General features: G+C 62.2%; 22 protein-coding genes. 13 read left to right on the top strand and 9 right to left on the bottom strand.

Annotated elements, in window-relative coordinates:
• Positions 1-125: 125 nt before the first annotated feature.
• Positions 126-1,658: an acyl-CoA carboxylase subunit beta gene (locus V1279_RS19580; RefSeq protein ID WP_334439018.1), complete on the top strand. Its 1,533-nt coding sequence runs from the start codon at positions 126-128 to the stop codon at positions 1,656-1,658.
• 112 nt (positions 1,659-1,770) lie between these two features.
• On the opposite strand, the gene V1279_RS19575 is transcribed toward V1279_RS19580, so the two are convergent.
• From V1279_RS19575 to V1279_RS19565, 3 genes are all read right to left on the bottom strand, one after another.
• Entirely contained in the window at positions 1,771-2,232 is a 462-nt protein-coding gene (locus tag V1279_RS19575) for a VOC family protein (protein ID WP_334439016.1), read from the bottom strand.
• Between the two features lie 212 nt (positions 2,233-2,444).
• A complete protein-coding gene (locus tag V1279_RS19570; protein WP_334439014.1) occupies positions 2,445-2,795 on the bottom strand; it encodes a cupin domain-containing protein in 351 nt (116 codons plus the stop codon).
• Between the two features lie 192 nt (positions 2,796-2,987).
• Positions 2,988-3,200, bottom strand: coding sequence for a hypothetical protein (locus V1279_RS19565; RefSeq protein WP_334439012.1), 213 nt, complete (start codon positions 3,198-3,200; stop codon positions 2,988-2,990).
• A gap of 242 nt (positions 3,201-3,442) precedes the next feature.
• Between V1279_RS19565 and V1279_RS19560 the strand changes: the two genes are divergently transcribed.
• The 5 genes from V1279_RS19560 (at position 3,443) to V1279_RS19540 (ending at position 7,846) form a co-directional block, all read left to right on the top strand.
• Positions 3,443-3,940: a hypothetical protein gene (locus V1279_RS19560; protein ID WP_334439010.1), complete on the top strand. Its 498-nt coding sequence runs from the start codon at positions 3,443-3,445 to the stop codon at positions 3,938-3,940.
• Between the two features lie 51 nt (positions 3,941-3,991).
• On the top strand, positions 3,992-5,248 hold the full coding sequence (ftsZ, locus tag V1279_RS19555; protein ID WP_334439009.1) for a cell division protein FtsZ: 1,257 nt from the start codon (positions 3,992-3,994) through the stop codon (positions 5,246-5,248).
• Between the two features lie 207 nt (positions 5,249-5,455).
• Entirely contained in the window at positions 5,456-6,310 is an 855-nt protein-coding gene (locus tag V1279_RS19550) for a hypothetical protein (RefSeq protein WP_334439008.1), read from the top strand.
• Positions 6,311-6,424: 114 nt separating this feature from the next.
• Positions 6,425-7,174 (top strand): protein-L-isoaspartate(D-aspartate) O-methyltransferase, encoded by a 750-nt coding sequence (locus V1279_RS19545; RefSeq protein ID WP_334439006.1) that lies wholly within the window; start codon positions 6,425-6,427, stop codon positions 7,172-7,174.
• Positions 7,175-7,258: 84 nt separating this feature from the next.
• On the top strand, positions 7,259-7,846 hold the full coding sequence (locus V1279_RS19540; RefSeq protein ID WP_334439005.1) for a GNAT family N-acetyltransferase: 588 nt from the start codon (positions 7,259-7,261) through the stop codon (positions 7,844-7,846).
• Positions 7,847-7,939: 93 nt separating this feature from the next.
• On the opposite strand, the gene V1279_RS19535 is transcribed toward V1279_RS19540, so the two are convergent.
• Entirely contained in the window at positions 7,940-8,695 is a 756-nt protein-coding gene (locus V1279_RS19535; protein WP_334439003.1) for a ThuA domain-containing protein, read from the bottom strand.
• Positions 8,696-9,034: 339 nt separating this feature from the next.
• Here V1279_RS19535 and V1279_RS19530 point away from each other — a divergent pair, with 339 nt between their 5' ends.
• On the top strand, positions 9,035-10,024 hold the full coding sequence (locus tag V1279_RS19530) for a Bug family tripartite tricarboxylate transporter substrate binding protein (protein ID WP_334439001.1): 990 nt from the start codon (positions 9,035-9,037) through the stop codon (positions 10,022-10,024).
• Between the two features lie 73 nt (positions 10,025-10,097).
• Positions 10,098-10,448, top strand: coding sequence for a hypothetical protein (locus tag V1279_RS19525; protein WP_334446482.1), 351 nt, complete (start codon positions 10,098-10,100; stop codon positions 10,446-10,448).
• A gap of 40 nt (positions 10,449-10,488) precedes the next feature.
• On the opposite strand, the gene V1279_RS19520 is transcribed toward V1279_RS19525, so the two are convergent.
• A complete protein-coding gene (locus V1279_RS19520; RefSeq protein ID WP_442894900.1) occupies positions 10,489-11,736 on the bottom strand; it encodes a glycerophosphodiester phosphodiesterase family protein in 1,248 nt (415 codons plus the stop codon).
• Positions 11,737-11,858: 122 nt separating this feature from the next.
• Between V1279_RS19520 and V1279_RS19515 the strand changes: the two genes are divergently transcribed.
• Positions 11,859-12,176, top strand: coding sequence for a hypothetical protein (locus V1279_RS19515; protein WP_334439000.1), 318 nt, complete (start codon positions 11,859-11,861; stop codon positions 12,174-12,176).
• A gap of 201 nt (positions 12,177-12,377) precedes the next feature.
• A complete protein-coding gene (locus V1279_RS19510) occupies positions 12,378-12,713 on the top strand; it encodes a twin-arginine translocation signal domain-containing protein (RefSeq protein ID WP_334438999.1) in 336 nt (111 codons plus the stop codon).
• Positions 12,714-12,790: 77 nt separating this feature from the next.
• On the opposite strand, the gene V1279_RS19505 is transcribed toward V1279_RS19510, so the two are convergent.
• The 3 genes from V1279_RS19505 to V1279_RS19495 form a co-directional block, all read right to left on the bottom strand.
• Complete coding sequence (locus V1279_RS19505; protein WP_334438998.1) at positions 12,791-13,048, bottom strand: GCG_CRPN prefix-to-repeats domain-containing protein; 258 nt, start codon at positions 13,046-13,048, stop codon at positions 12,791-12,793.
• Positions 13,049-13,133: 85 nt separating this feature from the next.
• On the bottom strand, positions 13,134-14,144 hold the full coding sequence (locus V1279_RS19500; RefSeq protein WP_334446479.1) for an alpha/beta fold hydrolase: 1,011 nt from the start codon (positions 14,142-14,144) through the stop codon (positions 13,134-13,136).
• A gap of 136 nt (positions 14,145-14,280) precedes the next feature.
• Positions 14,281-14,985: an ArsR/SmtB family transcription factor gene (locus tag V1279_RS19495; RefSeq protein WP_334438997.1), complete on the bottom strand. Its 705-nt coding sequence runs from the start codon at positions 14,983-14,985 to the stop codon at positions 14,281-14,283.
• Positions 14,986-15,102: 117 nt separating this feature from the next.
• Here V1279_RS19495 and V1279_RS19490 point away from each other — a divergent pair, with 117 nt between their 5' ends.
• Positions 15,103-15,411, top strand: coding sequence for an NIPSNAP family protein (locus V1279_RS19490; RefSeq protein WP_334438995.1), 309 nt, complete (start codon positions 15,103-15,105; stop codon positions 15,409-15,411).
• Between the two features lie 67 nt (positions 15,412-15,478).
• Positions 15,479-16,291, top strand: a complete 813-nt coding sequence (locus V1279_RS19485) for an isocitrate lyase/PEP mutase family protein (protein WP_334438994.1) — start codon at positions 15,479-15,481, stop codon at positions 16,289-16,291.
• A 233-nt stretch (positions 16,292-16,524) separates the two neighbouring features.
• On the opposite strand, the gene V1279_RS19480 is transcribed toward V1279_RS19485, so the two are convergent.
• Positions 16,525-17,394 carry a VOC family protein gene (locus tag V1279_RS19480; RefSeq protein ID WP_334438993.1) on the bottom strand — a complete coding sequence of 290 codons (870 nt, stop codon included), beginning with the start codon at positions 17,392-17,394 and terminating at the stop codon, positions 16,525-16,527.
• 993 nt (positions 17,395-18,387) lie between these two features.
• Between V1279_RS19480 and V1279_RS19475 the strand changes: the two genes are divergently transcribed.
• Positions 18,388-20,634, top strand: a complete 2,247-nt coding sequence (locus V1279_RS19475) for a TOMM precursor leader peptide-binding protein (RefSeq protein ID WP_334438991.1) — start codon at positions 18,388-18,390, stop codon at positions 20,632-20,634.
• Positions 20,635-20,653: the final 19 nt, after the last annotated feature.

Raw genomic sequence — 20,653 nt, 5'->3', positions numbered from 1 at the left:
TGATCAGGATGGGCATATAGGGCGTGCCGGATGGCGGTGCCAGAGGCCGGAAGGGGTGTTTCCGCTTCGGAAAATGCCGTGTTAGAAGGCCTCTGAAATCGGCACTAAAGGCGGGCGGAAGCAGCATGAAGGACATCCTGGACACCCTCGAAGAACGGCGCGCCGGCGCCAAGCTCGGCGGCGGCGAGAAGCGCATCGAGGCGCAACACGCCCGCGGAAAATTGACCGCGCGGGAACGCATCGAGCTGCTGCTCGACAAGGGCTCGTTCGAGGAATTCGACATGTTCGTCGAGCACCGCTCGACCGAATTCGGCATGGAGAAGTCAAAAGTGCCGGGCGACGGCGTCGTCACCGGCTGGGGCACGGTGAACGGCCGCAAGACGTTTGTGTTCGCCAAGGATTTTACCGTGTTCGGCGGCTCGCTGTCCGAGACCCACGCGCTGAAAATCACCAAACTGCAGGACATGGCGATGAAGGCGAGGGCGCCGATCATCGGCCTCTATGACGCCGGTGGCGCGCGCATCCAGGAAGGCGTGGCGGCGCTGGCGGGCTATTCCTATGTGTTCCGCCGCAACGTCATCGCGTCAGGCGTGATCCCGCAGATCTCCGTCATCATGGGCCCGTGCGCCGGCGGCGACGTCTATTCGCCTGCCATGACCGACTTCATCTTCATGGTGAAGAACACCAGCTACATGTTCGTCACCGGCCCCGACGTGGTGAAAACCGTCACCAACGAGGTGGTGACGGCGGAAGAACTCGGCGGCGCCTCGGTGCACGCCACGCGATCCTCGATCGCGGATGGCGCGTTCGAGAATGACGTCGAGACGCTGCTGCAGATGCGCCGGCTGATCGACTTCCTGCCGTCCAACAACACCGACGGCGTGCCAGAGTGGCCGAGCTTCGACGACATCGGCCGCATGGACATGTCGCTGGATACGCTGATCCCCGACAATCCGAACAAGCCCTACGACATGAAGGAGCTGATCCACAAGGTGGTGGACGAGGGCGACTTCTTTGAGATTTCGGAGGCGTTCGCGAAGAACATCGTCACCGGCTTCGGCCGCATCGCCGGCCGCACCGTCGGCTTCGTCGCCAACCAGCCGATGGTGCTGGCGGGCGTGCTCGACAGCGATGCCTCACGCAAGGCCGCGCGCTTCGTTCGTTTTTGCGACGCCTTCAACATCCCGATCGTGACCTTCGTCGACGTGCCAGGCTTCCTGCCGGGCACCGCCCAGGAATATGGCGGCCTGATCAAGCACGGCGCGAAATTGTTGTTCGCCTATTCGCAGTGCACGGTGCCGCTCGTCACCGTCATCACCCGAAAAGCTTATGGCGGCGCGTTCGACGTGATGGCGTCCAAGGAAATCGGCGCCGACATGAACTACGCCTGGCCGACCGCCCAGATCGCCGTGATGGGCGCCAAGGGCGCGGTGGAAATCATTTTCCGCAGCGACATCGGCGACGCCGAAAAAATCACCGCCCGCACCAAGGAATACGAAGACCGCTTCCTGTCGCCGTTCATCGCCGCCGAGCGCGGCTACATCGACGACGTCATCATGCCGCATTCGACACGAAAGCGGATCGCGCGGTCGCTGGCGATGCTGAAAGACAAGAAGGTCGAGATGCCGGCGAAGAAGCACGACAATTTGCCGTTGTAACAGGTGCCGTAGGGTGGGTTAGCGCAGCGTAACCCACCGGCCGCACCAACCGCGTGTCGAGACTTTGGTGGGTTACGCTGCGCTAACCCACCCTACGAAGCTCACAAGTTCGCTACGCCGCCTTGTTTTGCTGCTTCATGAATTCCGTCGCGCGCTTCTTGAGCTCGGCAGGCGAAACGTCCTCGACGTGGGTGCCGATGTGCCAGTGATTGCCGGCCGGGTCCATCACGCCGCCGCTGCGGTCGCCGTAGAACATGTCCGAAGGCTCCATCACCGACGTGCCGCCGGCCTTCAGCGCCATCTGGTAAACCGCATCCACATTGGGCACGTAGAGGTGCAGCATGGCCGAAGTGGCCTTTGCGCGCTCGGAAGCATCGGAAATCATCACGACGGAATCGCCGATCTTGAGCTCCGCGTGCATGATCTTGCCATCGGGCCGCATCATCGGCTCGAACACGAATTGTGCGCCGAATGCTTTCTTCATGAACTGGACGATCTTTTCCGCGCCGTCGACGACGAGATAAGGCGTGAGGGTGTGATATCCTTCAGGAATGGGTTTTACTTGAGTTGCCATCGCTGTCTCCTCTGGTTTGGATGACGCCTGCAGAACGACCCAACATCCCCTTGTCTTTTGGATTTTCACGCGGTTGTTTGTAGAAAGTGTGACAACCTCATTGCCGCGACGGCGGGTCCGCGGCCGCTCGCGCTACCGGGTTCCGCGTTATATTCATGCTCGGAGCAATAGGAACTCGCGCCGAGCATTCCTCAACATCATGGAAGCTCGGCCTAACGCGACACCAGCGGAACAAAATCGTATTCGCCGACCCCTTGCAGAACCAGGAAGGTGAGCGACTTCGTGCCGCCGTTAGTGACCAGATGCGGTCGCGTGGGTCTGACGACATAGACTTCGCCGGGCTTCAAATTCACTTCCTCTTTCGGATCCTGCAGGAACAGCCTCATGTGGCCTTCCAGAACGTAAAACGTATCTGACACATTGGTGTGGGTGTGCCACGGCACCTTCTGGGTTGCGGAGAGCTGCAACTCAGTAATGCGAAAGCCGGGACGCGCGGCGTGCTCGGCACGACGCTCGACTTCGTAAAGCTGACTGGTGTCCTTGACTGGCTGCGGCTGGTTCATGACGGCCTCCTTCGGATCATCCGCCCCATCGCGTGGGTGATGCCGCGCGATGATAGCCTTGCTCTGCCATTCACGAAACGGTCAGGGGAGCATGTAGGAAGGGTGGAGCCAACGGGGCGCGCGTTCGCGCGACCCGTTGGCTCCACCCTTCCTACGAGGCTAACGGCTTTCGCCTGCGGCCGCCGCTACCGCTCACTCTTCATCGTCTTTTTTTAATCGCTGCTCGCCTTCGCGAAGGCGCTGGGCGATCGCCGTTCGCCTGGGTATCAGCGCGGCCTCATCCGCGAGCCGCTGCGCAAGATCGGAGTGATACTGTTGCACGACGTCGAGGATCGATTCCTTGGCGAGCCGGCGATGATATTCGGCAAGGAATCTGTGCAGGTCAGCCAGCTGTTCGTCGTCCATGGGTATCGCGCCTCAGCCGCGATCTCGGAATATACAGCAACCTGTTGATCCCGCGCCAGCTTTCGACGCGCCAAATCGTCGTCCGGGAGCGACGTCAGATCGTCATCGCCGCCGGCGGACGCTCACATCGGCGGCCCGCCGCTCGCCTCGTTAACCATCTGTTAACCATGCCAGCCTAGCCTATCGTCATTGCCTGTGATCACTAGCGGATTTACCGCCGGTTCGTTCGAGGAGAACAGCCGATGTCCGTCGAAATTCTGACCTATGGCGCCCTCGGCGCCCGCCTGAACATCTCGCCAATGGCGGCCCGTTCGCTTGCCAGGCGGCTTCGGCTGCCGCGTTCGCTGTCGGACGATGGCAAGGCCCTGGTGAGCGTCGATCTCGCCGAAATCAAGCATACGCCCCATCCGCCGGCGCGTCGCCAGGCAGACGACGTCGCTCAGTGGACGACAATGGTTGCGGCACTGCACGTGGAGATCGCGCAGCTTGAAGCGAGCGCAGCCGGTCACCGCGCCGATTTCGAGCATGAACGCGAGCGCGCCGATCGCCTGATGGCCGAGCTGCTGCAGGCGACTGCCGAGGCCACGGCCGCCAGGGAGGCGGCGGCGCGGCTCGAGGGGGAGGTCGCAGTTCTGCGGACCCGTGCCCGCACTGATAGCTCGATCGACAAGACGGAACGCCGGTTGGGGCAGCTCGCCGCGACCCTGGTGGATGCAGACCGCAAGGCTGCGCGTGGGTAACTATCGCTGTCTTCTCTTTCCGCCGCCTGGCGGAGCAATCGTGGGGCAACAATGAGTGACATCACCGGTATCCGCGAGCTGAAGGCGCGCATCGTCGTGTGCGGGGTCGGCGGTGCCGGCGGCAATGCCGTCAACAACATGATCGAGGCCGGGCTCGAAGGCGTCGACTTCATCGTCGCCAATACCGATGCCCAGGCGCTCACCAGTTCGAAGGCCAAGCGCGTCATCCAGATGGGCGCGCAGGTGACCGGAGGCCTTGGTGCCGGCGCGCAGCCCGACATAGGGCGCGCGGCGGCGGAAGAGGCCGTCGATGCGGTCCGCGATCAATTGGCCGGCGCGCACATGGTGTTCGTTACCGCCGGCATGGGCGGCGGCACCGGCACTGGCGCTGCGCCCATTATCGCCAGGACCGCGCGTGAGCTCGGCATCCTCACCATCGGTGTCGTCACCAAGCCGTTCCAGTTCGAAGGCCAGCGCCGGATGCGTTATGCCGAGGCCGGCATCGCGGAACTGCTGAAGGAGGTGGACACCCTGCTGATCATCCCGAACCAGAACCTGTTCCGGGTAGCCAACGAGAAGACCACATTCGCCGATGCCTTCGCCATGGCCGATCAGGTGCTCTATTCGGGCGTGGCCTGCATCAGCGACCTCATCGTCAAGGAAGGTCTGATCAATCTCGATTTTGCCGACGTTCTCTCGGTCATGCGCGAGAAGGGCAAGGCCATGATGGGCAGGGGCGAGGCTTCCGGCGACAAGCGCGTGCTCAACGCGGCGGTGGCTGCAATTTCCAACCCATTGATCGAGGATCCCTCGATCAAGCGCGCCAGCGGCCTGATCGTCTCCATCACCGGCGGCCGGGACCTGACGCTGTTCGAGGTTGACGAAGCGGCGACCCGGATCCGCGACGAGGCCGATCCGGACGCCAACATCATCGTCGGCGCCACCTTCGATGCAAGCCTCGATGGTGTCGTCCGCGTCTCCGTGGTGGCGACCGGCATCGATAATCTCGGTTCTGCGCGCGAGAGGCAGCCGGCAGAAGGCTCGCTCACGGACCTCGCCTCCAGGCTGAGCAATGATCGGCGTCGCATTGCCGACCGTAGCGTACCGCCGACGCAATACGCGAGCCCGCCGTCGCTCATCCCGACGGCCCGCCACCCTGAAGCGCGACCGGCAAGGCCGATCGCGGAGCAGGCGCGGCCGACGGCTCCGCAGCGCCTCGATCCGTTCGGCCGCGCTACGCCTGTGCGCAATCCGGTCGAGGAAAAGGTCCTCGACATCCCGGTCTTCCTGAACCGCAAGGCCAACTGAACCTTCATTGGAACCAGGTAGCTCGCTTCCAGGCGCCGGAAGCAGACGCTGCGAGTCTTGTCCTAGGCGATGCCTGAGCGGCTATTGCCCAAAATCGGCCCTATACTTTCCATCCTCCAGCCTTGCTTTGGTCAAAACGGCGGTAGGGAGTGTCCACAATCCGACGACCGCCCGTTCAGTTGACGGCTAAACTGGGAGGAGGCGCCCATGGATTCCCAGGCGAACACCAAGCAAACCGATTCAGGCGATGCTAGTCCGGGACTGTCCACGCAAGAGATCGATCTGGTCGCGCGCGCCGATGAACGGCTCGTACATGCTTATGAACAGATCGCCCGCGCGGATGAACAGCTCGCGCGCGTCAATGAACAGATTTCCAGGATGGAGGGCGATGCCGCGCGCCATTCTTCGGATCCGAAGAGGGCCGTGAAAGAGCTTCGTCAGCCATCGCGTGGCAGGCCGGCGCTACGCGGCTTGATCGGCCTGCTGTTGACGGCGGGCATCTGTGCCGCGGCTTTCGCCTGGCAGTCCTATGGCGAGACGGTCAGGCCGATGATCTCCCGGTGGGCACCGCAACTGGCTTCGTCGTTGCCGTCGGAAGCACCAAAGCTCGCCGTCGAGCAGAGCCCGCCTGCCGTTCAGGTGGCTGCGGCGGATGCAGCACTTTCGCAATTGCCGCCTCCGGCTCAGACCGTGCCGCAGGCCGCGGCAGCCGCCCCGATCCCGCCCGAGGTGACACAGTCGCTCGAAACGATGGCGCGTGATCTCGCAAACGTGCAACAGGAGATCGAGCAGCTCAAGGCCAGTCAGGAAGAATTGGCCCGCGAGAATGCCAGGACCGCCGAACAGCTCAAGGCGAGCCAGGAACAAATAGCGCGCGCGATCTCCAGCGCCTCCGAGCAGAACCTGCGGCCCAGGACACCAGCAGCGACATCAGCGGCGACATCAGCTACTCCGCCACGGCCGGTTGCTACCCCTGCGCGTAAGCCGGTGTCGGCGCTTCAGCCGACGCAAGCCGGAGCGCAAGCGCGGGCGCCAGTGCAGTTGCAGCCCCGACAACAGTAGTTTCATAGGCGCCGCCGCCCGTATGTCCACTCTGCCCAACTTATCTAGACAACTTGAGGTGCGATAGCATCGTTCACTTCGATCCGGCATGGCGGACGATGCCCTCGATTTTGTATGGCCGACCGCATGATCATGAAGATCTTGCTGCTGCTCTTGTCGTCCATGCTCGCCGTTGCGCGGGAAGCCACCGCACAGGACGCGCAATGCACCGGCGAACGCGCCGCTATGGTCGAAACCATCAAGACCTACGCCCGGTCCCACGCCAGTGTTGTGGGACAGCAGGGTTTTTCGGAGCGGGTCCTTGAGGCGATGGGGCAAACGAAACGCCATCTGTTCATTCCCGAGCGATCTTGTTCGATCGCATATGCGGACAGGCCTCTACCGATAGGTCTCGGCCAGACCATGTCACAGCCGTTCATCGTGGCCTTGATGACAGAGTTGGCCGAGGTCGCGCCCGATCATGTCGTGCTCGAAATCGGTACCGGGTCGGGCTATCAGGCCGCCATTCTTGCGCGCCTGACGCGAAAGGTCTGCACCATCGAGATTGTCCCACAATTGGCTGAGACCGCCACGAAAACACTCAAAGACCTCGCGTATGACAATGTGAGCGTCAGGCTGGGCGACGGCTATGTCGGCTGGCCCGAATGCGGTCCTTTTGACGCCATCGTGGTGACCGCCGCGCTTGGGCAGGTACCGCCGCCGCTAATCGAGCAGCTCAAAGTGGGTGGCCGGCTCGTCATGCCGGTGGGAGCCGATTACAGCACTCAGCACCTTACGGTCGTCGAGAAAATCGCCCCTGACAAGACGACAACTCGCGCCGTCGTTCCCGTGCGCTTTGTGCCCTTCACGCGTCCACAAAATTAAGAGCCAGTCTGGTTCTTGAAGAAGGCGTCGGCCCGTTTACATTAACGATGCGTAAGATCGAATGATGACCGAGGGAACGACACGATGGCGGCGGCGCCGGAAGTCAAATCCGCGGGCCCGGACATCCGGGCAAACGCCATCAGCACCATCGTGCTCGGCTTTGCGGCCGACCCGATGGCACGTTGGGCTTGGCCCGATCCGTCCGTGTACCTTGGAACAATGCCTCGGTTCGTCAATGCTTTGGGCGGCCGGGCTTTCGAGCATGGCACAGCCTACATCACGGAAGGGGCTCGCGCCGTTGCCCTGTGGCTGCCGCCAGGCGTCGAGCCAGACGAAGCAGAAATGGGCGCAATCATGGAGCAGACCAAGCGCCCGGAGATCGCCGAAGATATCGGGGCCGTCATGAAAGGAATGGCCGAACATCATCCGCTTGAGCCGCATTGGTATCTGCCTTTTATCGCCGCCGATCCGACCTGGTTCGGGCAAGGGCTCGGCACGTTGCTAATGAAACACGCCCTTCGACGATGCGACGAGGAGGGTATCGCGGCCTACCTCGAAAGCTCGAACCCGCGTAACATTTCGCTCTATGAACGTCATGGCTTCAAGATCACCGGCAGAATCCAAAGTGGCTCTTCTCCAGTGCTGACGCCGATGCTGCGGCCCGCATCCTGAACGCTCGAGTTGCCCCAAGCCCATTGAAGTGGCAACGCGACACAAGCGGGTATGATGCGCTGCCAACAGGTGCAGCGCCACGCCGTCTGCCAGCTAGTGCGACCTTCGCATCGACCAGAGGATCCCGTTGGTGAGGATTCGCTGGTAACGGGCGTCCTGCCAAACTGACGCCTCGTGGCCTAGTGCCGTATAGAATACGCGTCCCTTGCCGTACAATCTTGTCCATGCGAGAGGCCAGCCATAGAATCGTTGATGCACGCCTGTCTTGCCAAGGTCCACTGAGCTTGGGTCGAGGCGCAGGAGCACGCGTGATCGACGATAGTCGAAGTCGCATATCTGGTAGATCTCGTCCGCGACTTGCAACGAATTCCCGAGAAAAGCCACCAGAGGATCGCTGGGATCGACCACCTCGATTGTCACGGTCTGATGCCAGGGATGACCATTAAAGTAGCCGCCGACGAGGTCGAGATAGTCCGGCCAAGTGTAAAATGTGTCCGTCGCCGAATGAACGCCGAGGAACCCGCGGCCCGAGCGCACGAAGTTGAGAAGAGCTGTCTTTTGCGCTTCGCTCATCGGAAGTTCTCCTGACGTGTAGAACATCACTGCGGCGTAGCGCTCGAGGTTATCGGGAGAGAATTCAGACGTATCTTCCGTTGCCGTGACTTCAAAGGCACCCGAGTTGCTTCCAAGCTGGGTCAGGATTGCCTTGGAAAGCGGTATGACATCATGCCGGTAGCCGGCCGAGTACGTGAAATAGAGGACGCGCTCGCGCGGGCGCTCCGCATGCGCGCCGAGTGGTCGGCTGGCCGCCGCGCCGCCGAGGAGCGCGATGAAATCACGTCGTCTCACAATCCCCTCCGCTAAACCAACCAGCAAATGTGTTGACAGAAGCTTAGCACGGATCAGCCCGGCCCCTGGCCCTGTGGCATCGCCACTCTCTGCCGTCCTATGCAACGCCCACGTTCGGTTCATGCCTTCGGCTCTTTGGGGATCCGATAGGCGATCGAGAGATTTGGCGGGCTGTCGCCGTCGGTATTTTCGCGTCTCGGAAAATGCCGGTTGCGAATGCCATGATTCGGTTGGCCACCCGCGGAAAGCCCGAACCTGATGTGCGCCAATCTGTCCCGCCTTTCGCCTATGGCGGAGGCGAGACGATGCGGTACGCTCGTCGAAAATCAGGGAGCGAACATGCCAGTGAGAATCAGCCGCCGTCACTTGATTGCCGCCGGCACGGCAGCCGCCGCGATGCCTTTCCTGTTGCGCAGTGCCTCGGCGCAAGCCGCGTGGCCGTCGCGGAATATCCGTATGGTCTGCAGCTACCCGGCGGGCGGGCAGACCGACCTGTTGGCGCGCGCCTTCGGCGATTTCATCTCCAGGCAGGTCGGGCAGAACGTCGTCATCGAAAACAAGGCGGGCGCCTCCGGGTCGATCGGCGCGGCGGAAGTCGCGCGCGCGGCGCCGGACGGCCATACGATCCTGTGCTCGATTTCGACCACCTATGTGATGAACAGGGTCATGATGAAGAACCCCGGCTACGACATGGACAGAGACCTGACGCTCGTCAGTATCATCCCGGGCGCCGGGCTGCTGCTGGTCGCGAGCCTGGCGTCCGGCGTCAAGACGCTGGACGACTTCGTCGCGTTCGCGCGCAAGAAGGGCCAGGTGAACTTCGGCACCTACAGCGCAGGCTCGGCCCCGCACATGACCATCAACGAACTCAACAAGCAGTATGGTCTCAAGATCGAGCCGATCCACTACCGGGGCGAGGCTCCGATGTGGACGGGGATAATGGACGGCACGCTCGACGTCGCGATGGGCAGCTACACGGCCGCGCAACCCGTCCTGCAAGGCAACCACGGCGTGGTGTTCGCGGTGCACTCGAAGAAGGTCGCCGCGATTCCGAACGTCAAGACGCTGCCTGAACAGGGCGCCACATCGAAGTTCTTTACCATCAGCGGCTTCACGGGCTGGGCTGTGCCAAAGGCTGTGTCGCAGCCGATCGTCGACCGGCTGTCGGAACTCTGCGTGGCCGCCAACAACGATCCGAAAGTGAAGGAAGTTCTTAGCACGTTCGTGCTGGAGCCGGCGCTCGGTTTCAAGGAAAGCAATGCGCTGTATCAGCGCGAATTGCCAACCTGGATCGAGAGCGCGCAGGCGCTGGGCCTGGAGCCGGTCTAGCGCGAAAGCCGGTCGGCGGGTAGGGTGGGTTACTAACCCAACCAACGAAACTCATTGGTGCTCGATCTTGAATCTGACGGCAGAGGACGACCCGACCGACGAGATTTCACTCATCGAGGAGCGGCTCGAGGAGCTTGCCGGAGTCGCCGAGCGATGCCGAAAGATCATTCTGGTTTCCAAGGCGGTAATCGCCGGCGGCGTCGCATTGCTGCTCGTGATGGTGCTCGGCCTGTTCGGGTCCAGTCAGGTCGCCGCCCTCGGATCGATCGCCGCGGTGCTCGGCGGAATCGTGTCGCTCGGATCGAATGTCAGCACGTTGCGGCAGACGACGGACGCCATCAGCGCCGCCGAGACGCTCCGTTCGGATCTGATCGGCAGGATCGATCTCCGGGTGGTTGGTGATAGCCCCATGAAACTGAGTTGACGTGCCTGCGGGCAAGGTTTCGCGAAGGTCGTCCAGCCCCTCACTTCATCCCCGTGCAACTCGCATAGAACGTCGTCGTCGCCGGCCAGTCCGAGAACATGCCGCGCACGCCGACTTGCCTGGCGAGCACGTCCAGCACCGTCAGCGTATCGCCATCGCGGTCGATCGCCGCCTTGACCGAACGGTGATAGAAGCCGCCACCCTTGTGCAGCGGGCCGTCGCGCTCCAGCGACCAGCCGATCAGATCGAGGCCGGCAGCCTTCGCCGCCTTGGCGTATTCGGACGGGACAATCTCGCGCTTGTCGTTCAGCGTCAGCATGGTCCAGATCGGCGGGCCGAGGATCGCGACGCCTTGCGTTTTCAACTCTGCCATCGAGGGCTTCCAGGTGTCGGGCTTGGCGGGATCGAGACCCTTCTTCTCGTAGCGGTCCTCGAGATACACCGCCTGCGCCCCGAACGCCGGCTCGGTCTTCACCCAATAGAGCACGTCGGCGAGATTGAAACTCTGCGCAAATACGTCGCCCGGGGGAATGCCGGCCTTCTTGTAGGCGTCCAGCATCTGGCTCGCGTATTTCTCCTGCGTGTAGTCGCCGTCGAACGGCATCGCCACTTCGGCCGCCTTCAATTCCGGCGTGAACTTGGCCCCTAAGCTTTTGATCAGCGCGATGCTCTCGTCATGCGTCATCAGCGTGCCGGAATTGGCGTAAAGATCAGTGCGCCAGCGCGGCGTGCCGTTCTGGTATTCTTCCGGCGTCTTCGCATCGGCGTTGAAGCCGTCCATCTTCGCGGTCAACGTGCGGAATTCGGCGAGCGTGATGTCGCTGGTGCAGCATTTTGCCGACGCCTTCTTGCCGGTTGCCGGATCGGCTGGGCTGAAGGCTTGCGAGCATTTTGCAGCAAGCTCCGGCACCGTCAAAATGTTGGTCGTGGTGTGCAGGTCGCATTGCGAATGCCGGCAGACCAGTTCGCGGTCTTTGGTAAAGGTCACATCGCATTCGATGATGCCGGCGCCCATCCGGGCAGCCGCTACATAAGACTCTTTTGTGTGCTCGGGGAATTCCAGCGCCGCGCCGCGGTGGCCGATGGAAAAGTCGGTCTTTCGGAACGGCCCGGTGCATTGGCTGAGCTGTTGCTTCAGCGGCCCGTCCTTCATCTTGTCGACCAGATAAAACGGCCGCGGCCCGATCTGCGGCTCGCGCGGCAGCATGATCTCGTCGGCAAGGGCGGAAGCGGTAGCCGCCAACAGGCAGAGGGCTGCGGGAAGGGCGGAGCGATGGCGGGCAGGCATGGGTGGCACCTCGGAAAACGCGTTGCGCGCGGCCTTGATATCACGGAGCATGTGACAGTTGCGTGTGGCCGGCAACCGGTGTCCCATGCGCCGAACAAAAACAATGCCCGGGAGGAAATCCAATGCCCGCAGCCTTCTTCGTCGTCCGCGCCACCGTGGCCGATCCGGCCAAGCGCCAAGCGTTCGACACTTGGTATTCGCACGAGCATCTGCCGGATGCGATGAAATCGTTCGGCGCCGTGAAGGCTTGGCGCTACTGGAGCGATACCGATCCGTCGGTGCATCAGGCGATGTACCAATTTCCAGACAAGGCCGCGCTCGATCGCGCGATCGAGGGGCCCGAGCTCAAGCGCCTGGTGGCTGATTTCAACCGCGACTGGCCGGACGTGACGCGGACGCGGGATGTGCTGGTGCTTGCCGAGGAGTTGGTCCCGGCTTGAGATGCCGCGCCAACCGGCACACACGCGCGCGATGCAGAAATAGCGCAGCAGCGATAAATGTTCCGCTGCGAACGGCCGTGCGCGAAAATAATTCTGGATCGGCTTCGTTCGCAGCAAAGCTGAACGCACAATTCACCGCGCATTCATCTCGGCACCTCGAAACTCTCTTTCTCGCAAACAGCAGACGGAGGAGGAGATGTGATGGAACGCCGCCACTTTCTAAAACTCGCCTTTGGATTTGCCGCGGGCGGCATCGCGCTTGCAGCAAGCGCGCAGGCCGCGCCGCTGATGCCGGCGCCGCTCGACGACAAGCTGCCCACCAATCCTGATGCCCAACCTGCCGTCACGTCAGGTGATGAGGTCGATCGCCTCACGCCCGAAGAAGTGCGTTGGGGCCGCGGCCGTGGCCGTCATCGCGGCTGGGGCCGAAGGCACTGGGGCTGGCGCCGCCGCCGTTGGCGTCGCAGGCATTGGGGCTGGCATCGCCGCCGCCGCTGGCGCCGCCGCTACTGGCGTCGTCGTCGTTACTACTGGTAAGGCGCCGCTAGAGACTATTTAGACAAGGAATAAAAAAAGCCCCGCGCGAGCGGGGCTTTTGTCCTGCTTTGGAAATGTCAGTAAGCGCGGCAGCGTCCGTAGCGCCACACGGTGCCGTAAGGACACCCGCGGCCGGGCCGTACCACGACGACCGGAGCCGGACGCCGCACCACGACGACCGGGGCTGCAGGACGGACCACAACGGCCCGGCGATTGGGCTGGCAGCCGCCATAGGGACCGCGATGCCAGCCGGGGCCGCATCCGCCCGCGGCTTCCGCCGCGCTGAAGCTGGCAACGGTGCCCAGAGCCAAAATTGCTGCGAAGAGGTACTTCATGTTTTCTCCCGTTTCTTGGCCGCAAGGGCGGCACCGTTCGGAACCTAGTCACGAGACCTGAATGGAACATGAATGTTCCCTGATGCTACGGCGCGGCGAGGAATCCGAGCACCAGTTCATCATATTTGGCCGGCGCTTCCAGGAAGACCAGATGCCCGGTGTTGGGGATCACCTCGGCCCGGCCGTTCGCCATCTTTGCGGCGAGCGCCTTGGCCAGCTCGGCATTCTGTCCCATCTTTGCGCGCAGCGCCTCCGGCGCATTGGCTCTTCCCGGCGCGTTGTGATCGTCGGCGCCCATCACGAACAGCGTCGGCTGCGTGATCAGCGGGATCTCGTGCACCACAGGCTCGCGGTAGATCATCTGCGCCGAGCTGACGAAGGCGCGCAGCCAGCGCGGATATTCGGCGCTGCCCTTGATGTTGAAACGCGCATCGATGAACGGCGTGACCTGTTCGGGCGGCAGCTTCAGCGCGTAATTGGTCTCTAACTGCTTGCGATAGCCGTCGGCGGTGAGCTTGTCCTCATTCTCCAGAATCTTATCGGTCGGCGTCGGCGGCACGTAGAGCCGATAATCCTCCAGGCCAATCGGGGCGGTCAGCACCAGATGCGCGATCCGGTCGGGATAGGCGCGCGCGATCCGCACCCCGAGCATGCCGCCGAGCGAATGCGCCACGATGTCGGCCTTTGCGATTTGCAGATGATCGAGCAGTGCGATCGTGTTGCGCGCCAGCGTGTCGAAATGCAGGTCGCCTTGCGGCTTGGAGGATTTGCCGAAGCCGATCTGGTCCGGCACCACCACGCGATAGCCGGCATTGCTTAGCGTCTGGATGACCGGCGCCCAGTAGCTCGATGGAAAATTGCGGCCGTGCAGCAGCACCACGGTGCGCCCGTTCGGCTGCGCAGGAGCTACGTCCATATAGGCCATCCGCACCTGCTCACCGTCATTCACCAGCGGCAGCAGACGGACGGGGTAGGGATACGCAAAACCTTCGAGCGCGATGCCATACGGTTCGCGCACAGAGGGTTCGCGCGCCGCCGGTTCAGCTGCCAGCGCGCAGGAGGAGAGGCCGCCCACGATAATCGAAAAGCAGATCATGATCGCGCGTCGCATCGCAGGCTCCATCTTTGGGATGCGACCTTATTGATGCGATGAACGCGCGCGGTAAAGCCGGCGCGGCTTCACTTTTTGCGGAGATCAGGCCCACCTCATTCGGCACTCACGCCCGAAAACGTCAGGGTCGTTCCGTGCCGTTTCCGAACAGCGCGGCAAACCGCTTTTCGCCGGTCCGGGTGAAATTGACGACGCGGCTGCCCGGCGCGGGATCGCGCGCCGCCCAGTTCAATTCGGTGAAGCGATTCATGACGGCGGCGCCGAGTGTGCCGGCGAGATGATGCCGCCGTTCGCTCCAGTCGAGGCAGGCCTTGCAGACCGGCCTTCGCGGATGCGCCAGCGCCTCGGTGTCGATCTGCAGCGCCTCGGCCATGAAGCGCTTGCCCTCGCCGGTGAGTTCGATCGACTGTTTGGTTTGCCGGACCAGCCGTTGCGTGCGCATGCTGTCGAGCATCTGCACGCCGAGATCGCCGGCAAGATGATCGTAGCAGATCCGCGCGCGGCGCAGCGCCGGCTCTTTCGGTCCCGTCCGAACGCGGGTGTGGCCGGCGCGCTCGGCCAAGCCCGCAAGCCCTTCGAGCACATGGGCGACATCGGGGCCGGTGAGGCGGTAATAGCGATGACGGCCCTGTTTCTCAGGCTCGATCAGGCCGCCGGCTTCCAGCTTGGCCAGATGCGAACTCGCGGTCTGCGGCGTGATGCCGGCCTGGTTCGCCAGTTCGCTCGCGGTCAGCGCGCGGCCGGTCATCAGCGCGGTCAGCATGTTGGAGCGCGCGGGATCGCCGACCAATGAGGCGACCATGGCGATGTCAGGACCTGCTTTCATAGTTCGATGATAGCCGAAGCATTGCTGTCGATCAAGCGGGTATTCTCCGGTCTGAGAAACAGGTTCCGTCATTGCTTCGCTCCTCGCAATGACGGTAGCAATCATCGGAGATACGCAATGACCATCACCGTTTTCATCCGCTACCAGCTCGATCCGTTCAAGCGCGCGCTGTTCGAGCAATATTCGAAAAACTGGCTCACCATCATCCCGAAATGCGGAGGCGACCTGATCGGCTACTGGATGCCGTACGAGGGCACCAACAACATCGCCTTTGCGCTGATCTCGTTCGAGAGTCTCGCCGCCTATGAAAGCTACCGGGCGCGGCTGCGCGCCGACAGCGAAGGCATGGCCAATTTCAATTTCGCCGAGGAGAACAAGTTCATCCTCGTCGAAGAGCGGACGTTCCTGCGCAAGGTCGTGGCGTGAGGCGTCTGGCAGAACGGGCGTTGCGCACCTATCTACGCGGCGCAAACAAACACAGGGGAGAGCGACCATGCTGACATCTGCTGACAAGCGCGCCGCGTTCAGGAAATTGCACGAGAGCGGATGCTTCATCATCCCCAATCCCTTTGATGTCGGCAGCGCGAAGGCCTTGCAGCATCTCGGCTTCAAGGCGCTGGCCTCCACCAGCGCAGGCTTTGCCTGGACTTTGGCGAAGGCCGACAACCGCGTCACGGTCGATGATGTCTGCACGCATCTCGCCGCGATCTGCGCGGCGGTCGATATCCCCGTCAATGCCGATTTCGAGGACGGCTTTGCGCACGAACCGGACAAGGTCGGCGCCAATGTCGCCCGCGCTGTGAAGACCGGCGTATCAGGCCTTTCGATCGAGGATTTTACCGGAGATAACGCAAAACCGCTGTTCGATTCGGCGCTTGCCGTCGATCGCATCAGGGCGGCGCGGAAGGCCATCGATGCCGACAGCAGCGGCGTCCTGCTTACCGGCCGTTGCGAGGCGTTCCTGCGCGGGCAGAAGGATCTGAAGCTGGTGATCGACCGGCTCACCGCCTATGCCGAAGCCGGCGCCGATTGCCTCTATGCGCCCGGCATCGCGACGCCGGAAGAGATTTCGGCTGTGGTGAAGGCGGTGCATCCAAAGCCCGTCAATCTCCTGGTCGGCGCGGCCGGCCCGTCGCTGAAGGCGGCCTCCGATCTCGGCGTGCGCCGGATCAGCGTCGGCGCCTCGCTGGCGCGGATGGCATGGGCCGGCTTCATGAAGGCATCAAAGGAGATGGCGGAGCAGGGGACGTTCACCGAATTCGCCAACGGCTATTCCGGCGGCGAACTCAACAAGATGTTCAGCTAAAGCATGAACCCATAAATCAGAGTGGCCGGCCGACGTCCGCTTTGGTGCCACAAGCGGCCTTATGCACTGTAGGGAACAGCATGGTTGTTAGCCGGACGGCCTAGTTGTGGCTGCAACGCTTGGGAGTGCGGAGATTGCTCAGCCGCAAGCTGGAGTGCGCGTCGGGCCATTATCTCCGCGCTTCTCGCGGTCGCGCGTGGCGAACTGATCACGGTTGGTACCTGCGAGCACTCTTAACGCTTCGGCTTTGGCAGCACCATCCTGCCCTGTGAAGCAATGCCACCCCACTTGGCGGACCAAGCGACTTCCGAGGCGGAGGGTTGCTCGGTGTCTCTCTGACCTCGAACACCCTGCAGCGCAAACAGGGCGCCTTGGGGATCGGCACATCGCGCGATCCAGCAACCGTCTGGCAATTCGATTGGCCCCTGGAGGATGCGGCCTCCACCAGCATTGACGCGCTTGGCTGCCGCGCCGATGTCGTCGACATTGAAGTAATATAGCCAACACGGCTGCGGCACGTTCGGAAGCTTGGTGAGCATGCCACCGATCGTCTGCCCGGCCGCCGAAAACGATTGATACAGGTCTGCCGGATCGGTTTCACCGTAGGCCTTCTGCCAGCCAAAAAGCTCGCCGTAAAAATCAAAGACCTTGTTCCGGTCTTCAGCCAGCAACTCGTGCCAGCCCACGCGGCCCAGCTCGTCCAGCCCGCCGGGTTGCCGTTGGCCATACGTCAGTCCGCTGACAAGCGCAAAAGTCGCCTTTTGCGGATCGGCGACCACTGAAACCCGGCCGATATTGCTGTCCGTTGGCGGCAGCAAGACAGCGCCTCCACGACGCCTGATCTGTGTGGCCGTCGCATCCATGTCATCGACAGCGACGTAGCCGACCCATCTCGGAGTTGCCCCCAATCGCCGCCCCTCTTCCGGGAGATCCATAAGCCCACCCAGCGGAACTTCGCCAGCAGTAAGCACCGTGTAGGCCAGTTCCGGAGTCGACGCATCCTTCGCACCCCAGCCGACGACTTTGCCATAAAAGGCGCTTGCTGCCGCGACGTCCGTGGTCAGGAGCTCATACCAGGCGAAGCGTCCGAGTTGATTGACCACGCCAATTTCTCCGTTCAAGCTTGGAGACGATTGCGCACTGCACCAAGTCGCACTCGTTGCACTCTGCGCAGGCCGTCGTTGCAATCGACGAAAATGCGGCGACATTGTTCATGAACATGAATGCTACCTGAACGAGCGTCATTACGTTTTCGTGTGTGCATGAATCTTGCCTGCCTTATTTGGTCAGCGTAGGATCGCTCCCGCGGAGATCCTTCTTGCAACGTTGGAGGATGCGACCATGCCGCGGGTGAAGCAAGCTTCGAAAAAGAAGCGAGTAGCCAGAACCGCAGTACCGGCGTTGGGTGCCGCCGGATTAACTTTTTCGCTAGCAGGAGGCGCATCAGCCTCGGCCGTACCGACCGGTGACGTTCAACAGGGGCGGAATTTCGCTCCTGGCATGATGATCGCGCTCGGTGAAGAGGAACTTTCCGACGTCAGCCTCGCCACCTTCCATCTCTTCGACGACGAACTCTTCGACAACGACCTAAGCGGTGTGCAGCTGGCCCAGCGCGGCTGCGGCAGATGCGGTGGTTGCCGCGGATGTGGCGGCTTCCGGGGATGCGGTGGCTTCCACGGATGCGGTGGTTGTCGCGGTTGCAGAGGCTGTGGATGCAGAGCCTGCCGATGCGGCGTCGGCTGCGGTGGCTGTGGTGGCTGCGGCGTTGGTTGGATAGGGGTGGGCGTGCCAGGCATAGGCATAGGCATAGGATGTGCAGGTTGCTGTGCATCTTGGGGCCGGTGCCGCTGGTGCTAGGCAACGACGCTTGCTGATTGCGTATCGACAAGCCACAATTTCATTGGCCGGGCTAGCGATCGACCCGGCCAATTTCTTGTTTTCGTTGCACCGTTCGCCTGCCAGCCTGGGCAGCTTGCCGATGACAAGCGAGTGTGTTCCAACTCAGTCGACCTCGGTACACGAGTCCGACGGGACGAACGGTTCGTGGTGCGCTGGCGATCTGAAATGACAGGTAACAAAATCCGCGTGCTGCCTCCATGACAGCCAATCGCAAGAGCCGCGTTGCGAGGCAGACCCGCAAGGACATCTTGCGATTTGCGCCGAACTTCACCGCCTACGTACTTCCTCCCGATGTGGTCTGCCTCTATTCCGAGGATCGCAAGTTCTTCCTGCATGGCGATCTGTATTGTGCGGTGGCCGCGGCGATCGGAAAAAATGGAAAGTCTGCGCCAGAGATCGTTCGCCAGCTTTCGAAGAGCTATCCGACCGACAAGATAGAGGAAGCGATCAAGCGGCTGTTCGACCGCCGATACGTCGTTACAGGAACATCGCACGCATTCGATGGCGCCGTCGCTGGATATTGGGCGAGCCTCGGCCTGCCTCCCGAGGTCGCGGAGCAGAATCTCCGCAATTGCCCCGTGCAGGTGGAGTCGATCGATGTCAAAGGCGCCAGGGAACTGAGCGCGGCTTTGAGCAAACTCGGCGTTCAAATCGCCAAGCGGTCGCCAAGGCTCATCATCACGCTGGTGAACGACTATCTGGACCGGCGGCTGGCCGAGATGAACCGGGAACGCGTGGCCGACAAGACGCCCTGGCTACTGGTGCAGCCGTCTGGCGTGTTTCCACTGGTGGGGCCCGTGTTCAAACCGGGCGACAGCGCCTGCTGGAATTGTCTGTTCGATCGCATGATCCGCAACCGCGAGATCAAGGGGTTCCTCGACCGCGGGCCGGCGCAGGCGGTCGCCGTATCGCCCCTGGTCCAAGACTCCGTTGGACAGATCGCGGTCCACTTCGCTGCCGTCGAAATCACGAAAGCGATTGCTTCAGGCTTTCGCACCGATCTGCGCGATCATATTGCGAGCCTCGATCTGACTGGTGCGGTCATCGCCAAGCACTTTGTCGCGCGGCGCCCGCAATGTCTCACCTGCGGCAGCAAGAAACTGCAGAGTCCACGCCGGGCGGCGGCGTCAATCGAGATCGCCGAAGGCAGCAAGCTCATCATGACCAGCGGTGGATATCGCACGGTGACGTCTCGGGCCACCGTGGCCCGCTTCCACAAGCATGTAAGCCCGCTGACCGGAGTGGTTACGCGGCTCGAGCGGATCGAGGTCGATCTGCCAATGAACACCAATTTTTTTGCCTATCACAATTTCTCTGGGCCAGCCCAAAGCGTCGATCAGCTCAGGTCCGGACTGAGCGGCGGCAGCTTCGGCAAGGGCTCCACGGCTGAGCAGGGCGAGGCCAGCGCGCTGATGGAGGCGATCGAGCGCTATTCGGGAATTTTCCAGGGTGACGAGATCAGGACGGCGCGCCGCTTTACCGATTTCGCTCCCGGCGACGCCCTTCACCCCAATGACGTCCAGCTTTTCAGCGAAACGCAGTTTCAAAACAGGCATGCCGAGCAGCCGGACGATTCACATCCGGTTCCTGAGCCGCTCGATCCTTCGATGAGGACCGAGTGGTCGCCGGTCTGGTCGTTGCGCGACAAGCGTTTCAAATATCTTCCGACCGGTCTGCTCTACTTCTTCTATGGCGGCTTCCATACGGACTCAAACGGTTGCGCGGCCGGCAACACTCGCGAGGAAGCCATCGTTCAGGGCTTCCTCGAACTGATCGAGCGCGATGCCTACGCCATCTGGTGGTACAACCGGCTGCAGCGTGCCGAGGTTGACCTTAAGCAATTCGGCGATTCGTATGTCCGGGATCTGCAAGCCCAGTTTGCTGATGCCGGGCGCCGGCTGTGGGTGCTCGACGTCACCAGCGATCTCGGCATTCCCTCTTACGTGGCGATCATGCACTGGATGCAGAACGGCCACGAGAATATCGAGTTCGGTTCCGGCGCGCATTTCGATCGCCGCATAGCCCTGCTGCGTTCGCTCACCGAGCTGACCCAGTTCATGTCGATTGGCATGATGGGCGGCGCCAGCGGTGAGAAGCCGACGCTTGACGGTGTCAAGCCGCTGCGACTGGAAGATTATCCATTCCTGGTCCCGAGCGACAATCCGATCGTTCCGCCGGCTCCCGACCTAAAGGTTCACGACAATACGCGCGATCAGGTGAATGCCTGTGTCGAGATCGCGACCCAGGCAGGTTACGATTTCCTCGTGCTCGACCAGACGCGGCCCGACGTTGAGGTCCCTGTCGTTCGCGTGCTTGTTCCGGGCCTGCGGCACTTCTATCGCCGCTTCGCACCGGGCCGGCTTTACGATGTTCCGGTGAGGCTTGGATTATTGGATCACCCGCGGCCGGAAAGCGAACTCACTCCCTTCCTGCCGCACACGTGAAAGGCCGATCTTTCGTGCG

This window comes from Bradyrhizobium sp. AZCC 1610, from assembly GCF_036924515.1.
Lineage (GTDB): Bacteria > Pseudomonadota > Alphaproteobacteria > Rhizobiales > Xanthobacteraceae > Bradyrhizobium.
The sequence above is the reverse complement of the archived record's forward strand: the minus strand, read 5'-3'. Positions and strand labels throughout refer to the sequence as shown.

Excerpts from the sequence above, each read along its gene's own strand:
- V1279_RS19580 (WP_334439018.1), top strand. The coding sequence starts at position 126 with ATGAAGGACATCCTGGACACCCTCGAAGAACGGCGCGCCGGCGCCAAG.
- V1279_RS19575 (WP_334439016.1), bottom strand. The coding sequence starts at position 2,232 with ATGGCAACTCAAGTAAAACCCATTCCTGAAGGATATCACACCCTCACG.
- V1279_RS19570 (WP_334439014.1), bottom strand. The coding sequence starts at position 2,795 with ATGAACCAGCCGCAGCCAGTCAAGGACACCAGTCAGCTTTACGAAGTC.
- V1279_RS19565 (WP_334439012.1), bottom strand. The coding sequence starts at position 3,200 with ATGGACGACGAACAGCTGGCTGACCTGCACAGATTCCTTGCCGAATAT.
- V1279_RS19560 (WP_334439010.1), top strand. The coding sequence starts at position 3,443 with ATGTCCGTCGAAATTCTGACCTATGGCGCCCTCGGCGCCCGCCTGAAC.
- ftsZ (WP_334439009.1), top strand. The coding sequence starts at position 3,992 with ATGAGTGACATCACCGGTATCCGCGAGCTGAAGGCGCGCATCGTCGTG.
- V1279_RS19550 (WP_334439008.1), top strand. The coding sequence starts at position 5,456 with ATGGATTCCCAGGCGAACACCAAGCAAACCGATTCAGGCGATGCTAGT.
- V1279_RS19545 (WP_334439006.1), top strand. The coding sequence starts at position 6,425 with ATGGCCGACCGCATGATCATGAAGATCTTGCTGCTGCTCTTGTCGTCC.
- V1279_RS19540 (WP_334439005.1), top strand. The coding sequence starts at position 7,259 with ATGGCGGCGGCGCCGGAAGTCAAATCCGCGGGCCCGGACATCCGGGCA.
- V1279_RS19530 (WP_334439001.1), top strand. The coding sequence starts at position 9,035 with ATGCCAGTGAGAATCAGCCGCCGTCACTTGATTGCCGCCGGCACGGCA.
- V1279_RS19520 (WP_442894900.1), bottom strand. The coding sequence starts at position 11,736 with ATGCCTGCCCGCCATCGCTCCGCCCTTCCCGCAGCCCTCTGCCTGTTG.
- V1279_RS19515 (WP_334439000.1), top strand. The coding sequence starts at position 11,859 with ATGCCCGCAGCCTTCTTCGTCGTCCGCGCCACCGTGGCCGATCCGGCC.
- V1279_RS19510 (WP_334438999.1), top strand. The coding sequence starts at position 12,378 with ATGGAACGCCGCCACTTTCTAAAACTCGCCTTTGGATTTGCCGCGGGC.
- V1279_RS19505 (WP_334438998.1), bottom strand. The coding sequence starts at position 13,048 with ATGAAGTACCTCTTCGCAGCAATTTTGGCTCTGGGCACCGTTGCCAGC.
- V1279_RS19500 (WP_334446479.1), bottom strand. The coding sequence starts at position 14,144 with ATGATCTGCTTTTCGATTATCGTGGGCGGCCTCTCCTCCTGCGCGCTG.
- V1279_RS19495 (WP_334438997.1), bottom strand. The coding sequence starts at position 14,985 with ATGAAAGCAGGTCCTGACATCGCCATGGTCGCCTCATTGGTCGGCGAT.
- V1279_RS19490 (WP_334438995.1), top strand. The coding sequence starts at position 15,103 with ATGACCATCACCGTTTTCATCCGCTACCAGCTCGATCCGTTCAAGCGC.
- V1279_RS19485 (WP_334438994.1), top strand. The coding sequence starts at position 15,479 with ATGCTGACATCTGCTGACAAGCGCGCCGCGTTCAGGAAATTGCACGAG.
- V1279_RS19475 (WP_334438991.1), top strand. The coding sequence starts at position 18,388 with ATGACAGCCAATCGCAAGAGCCGCGTTGCGAGGCAGACCCGCAAGGAC.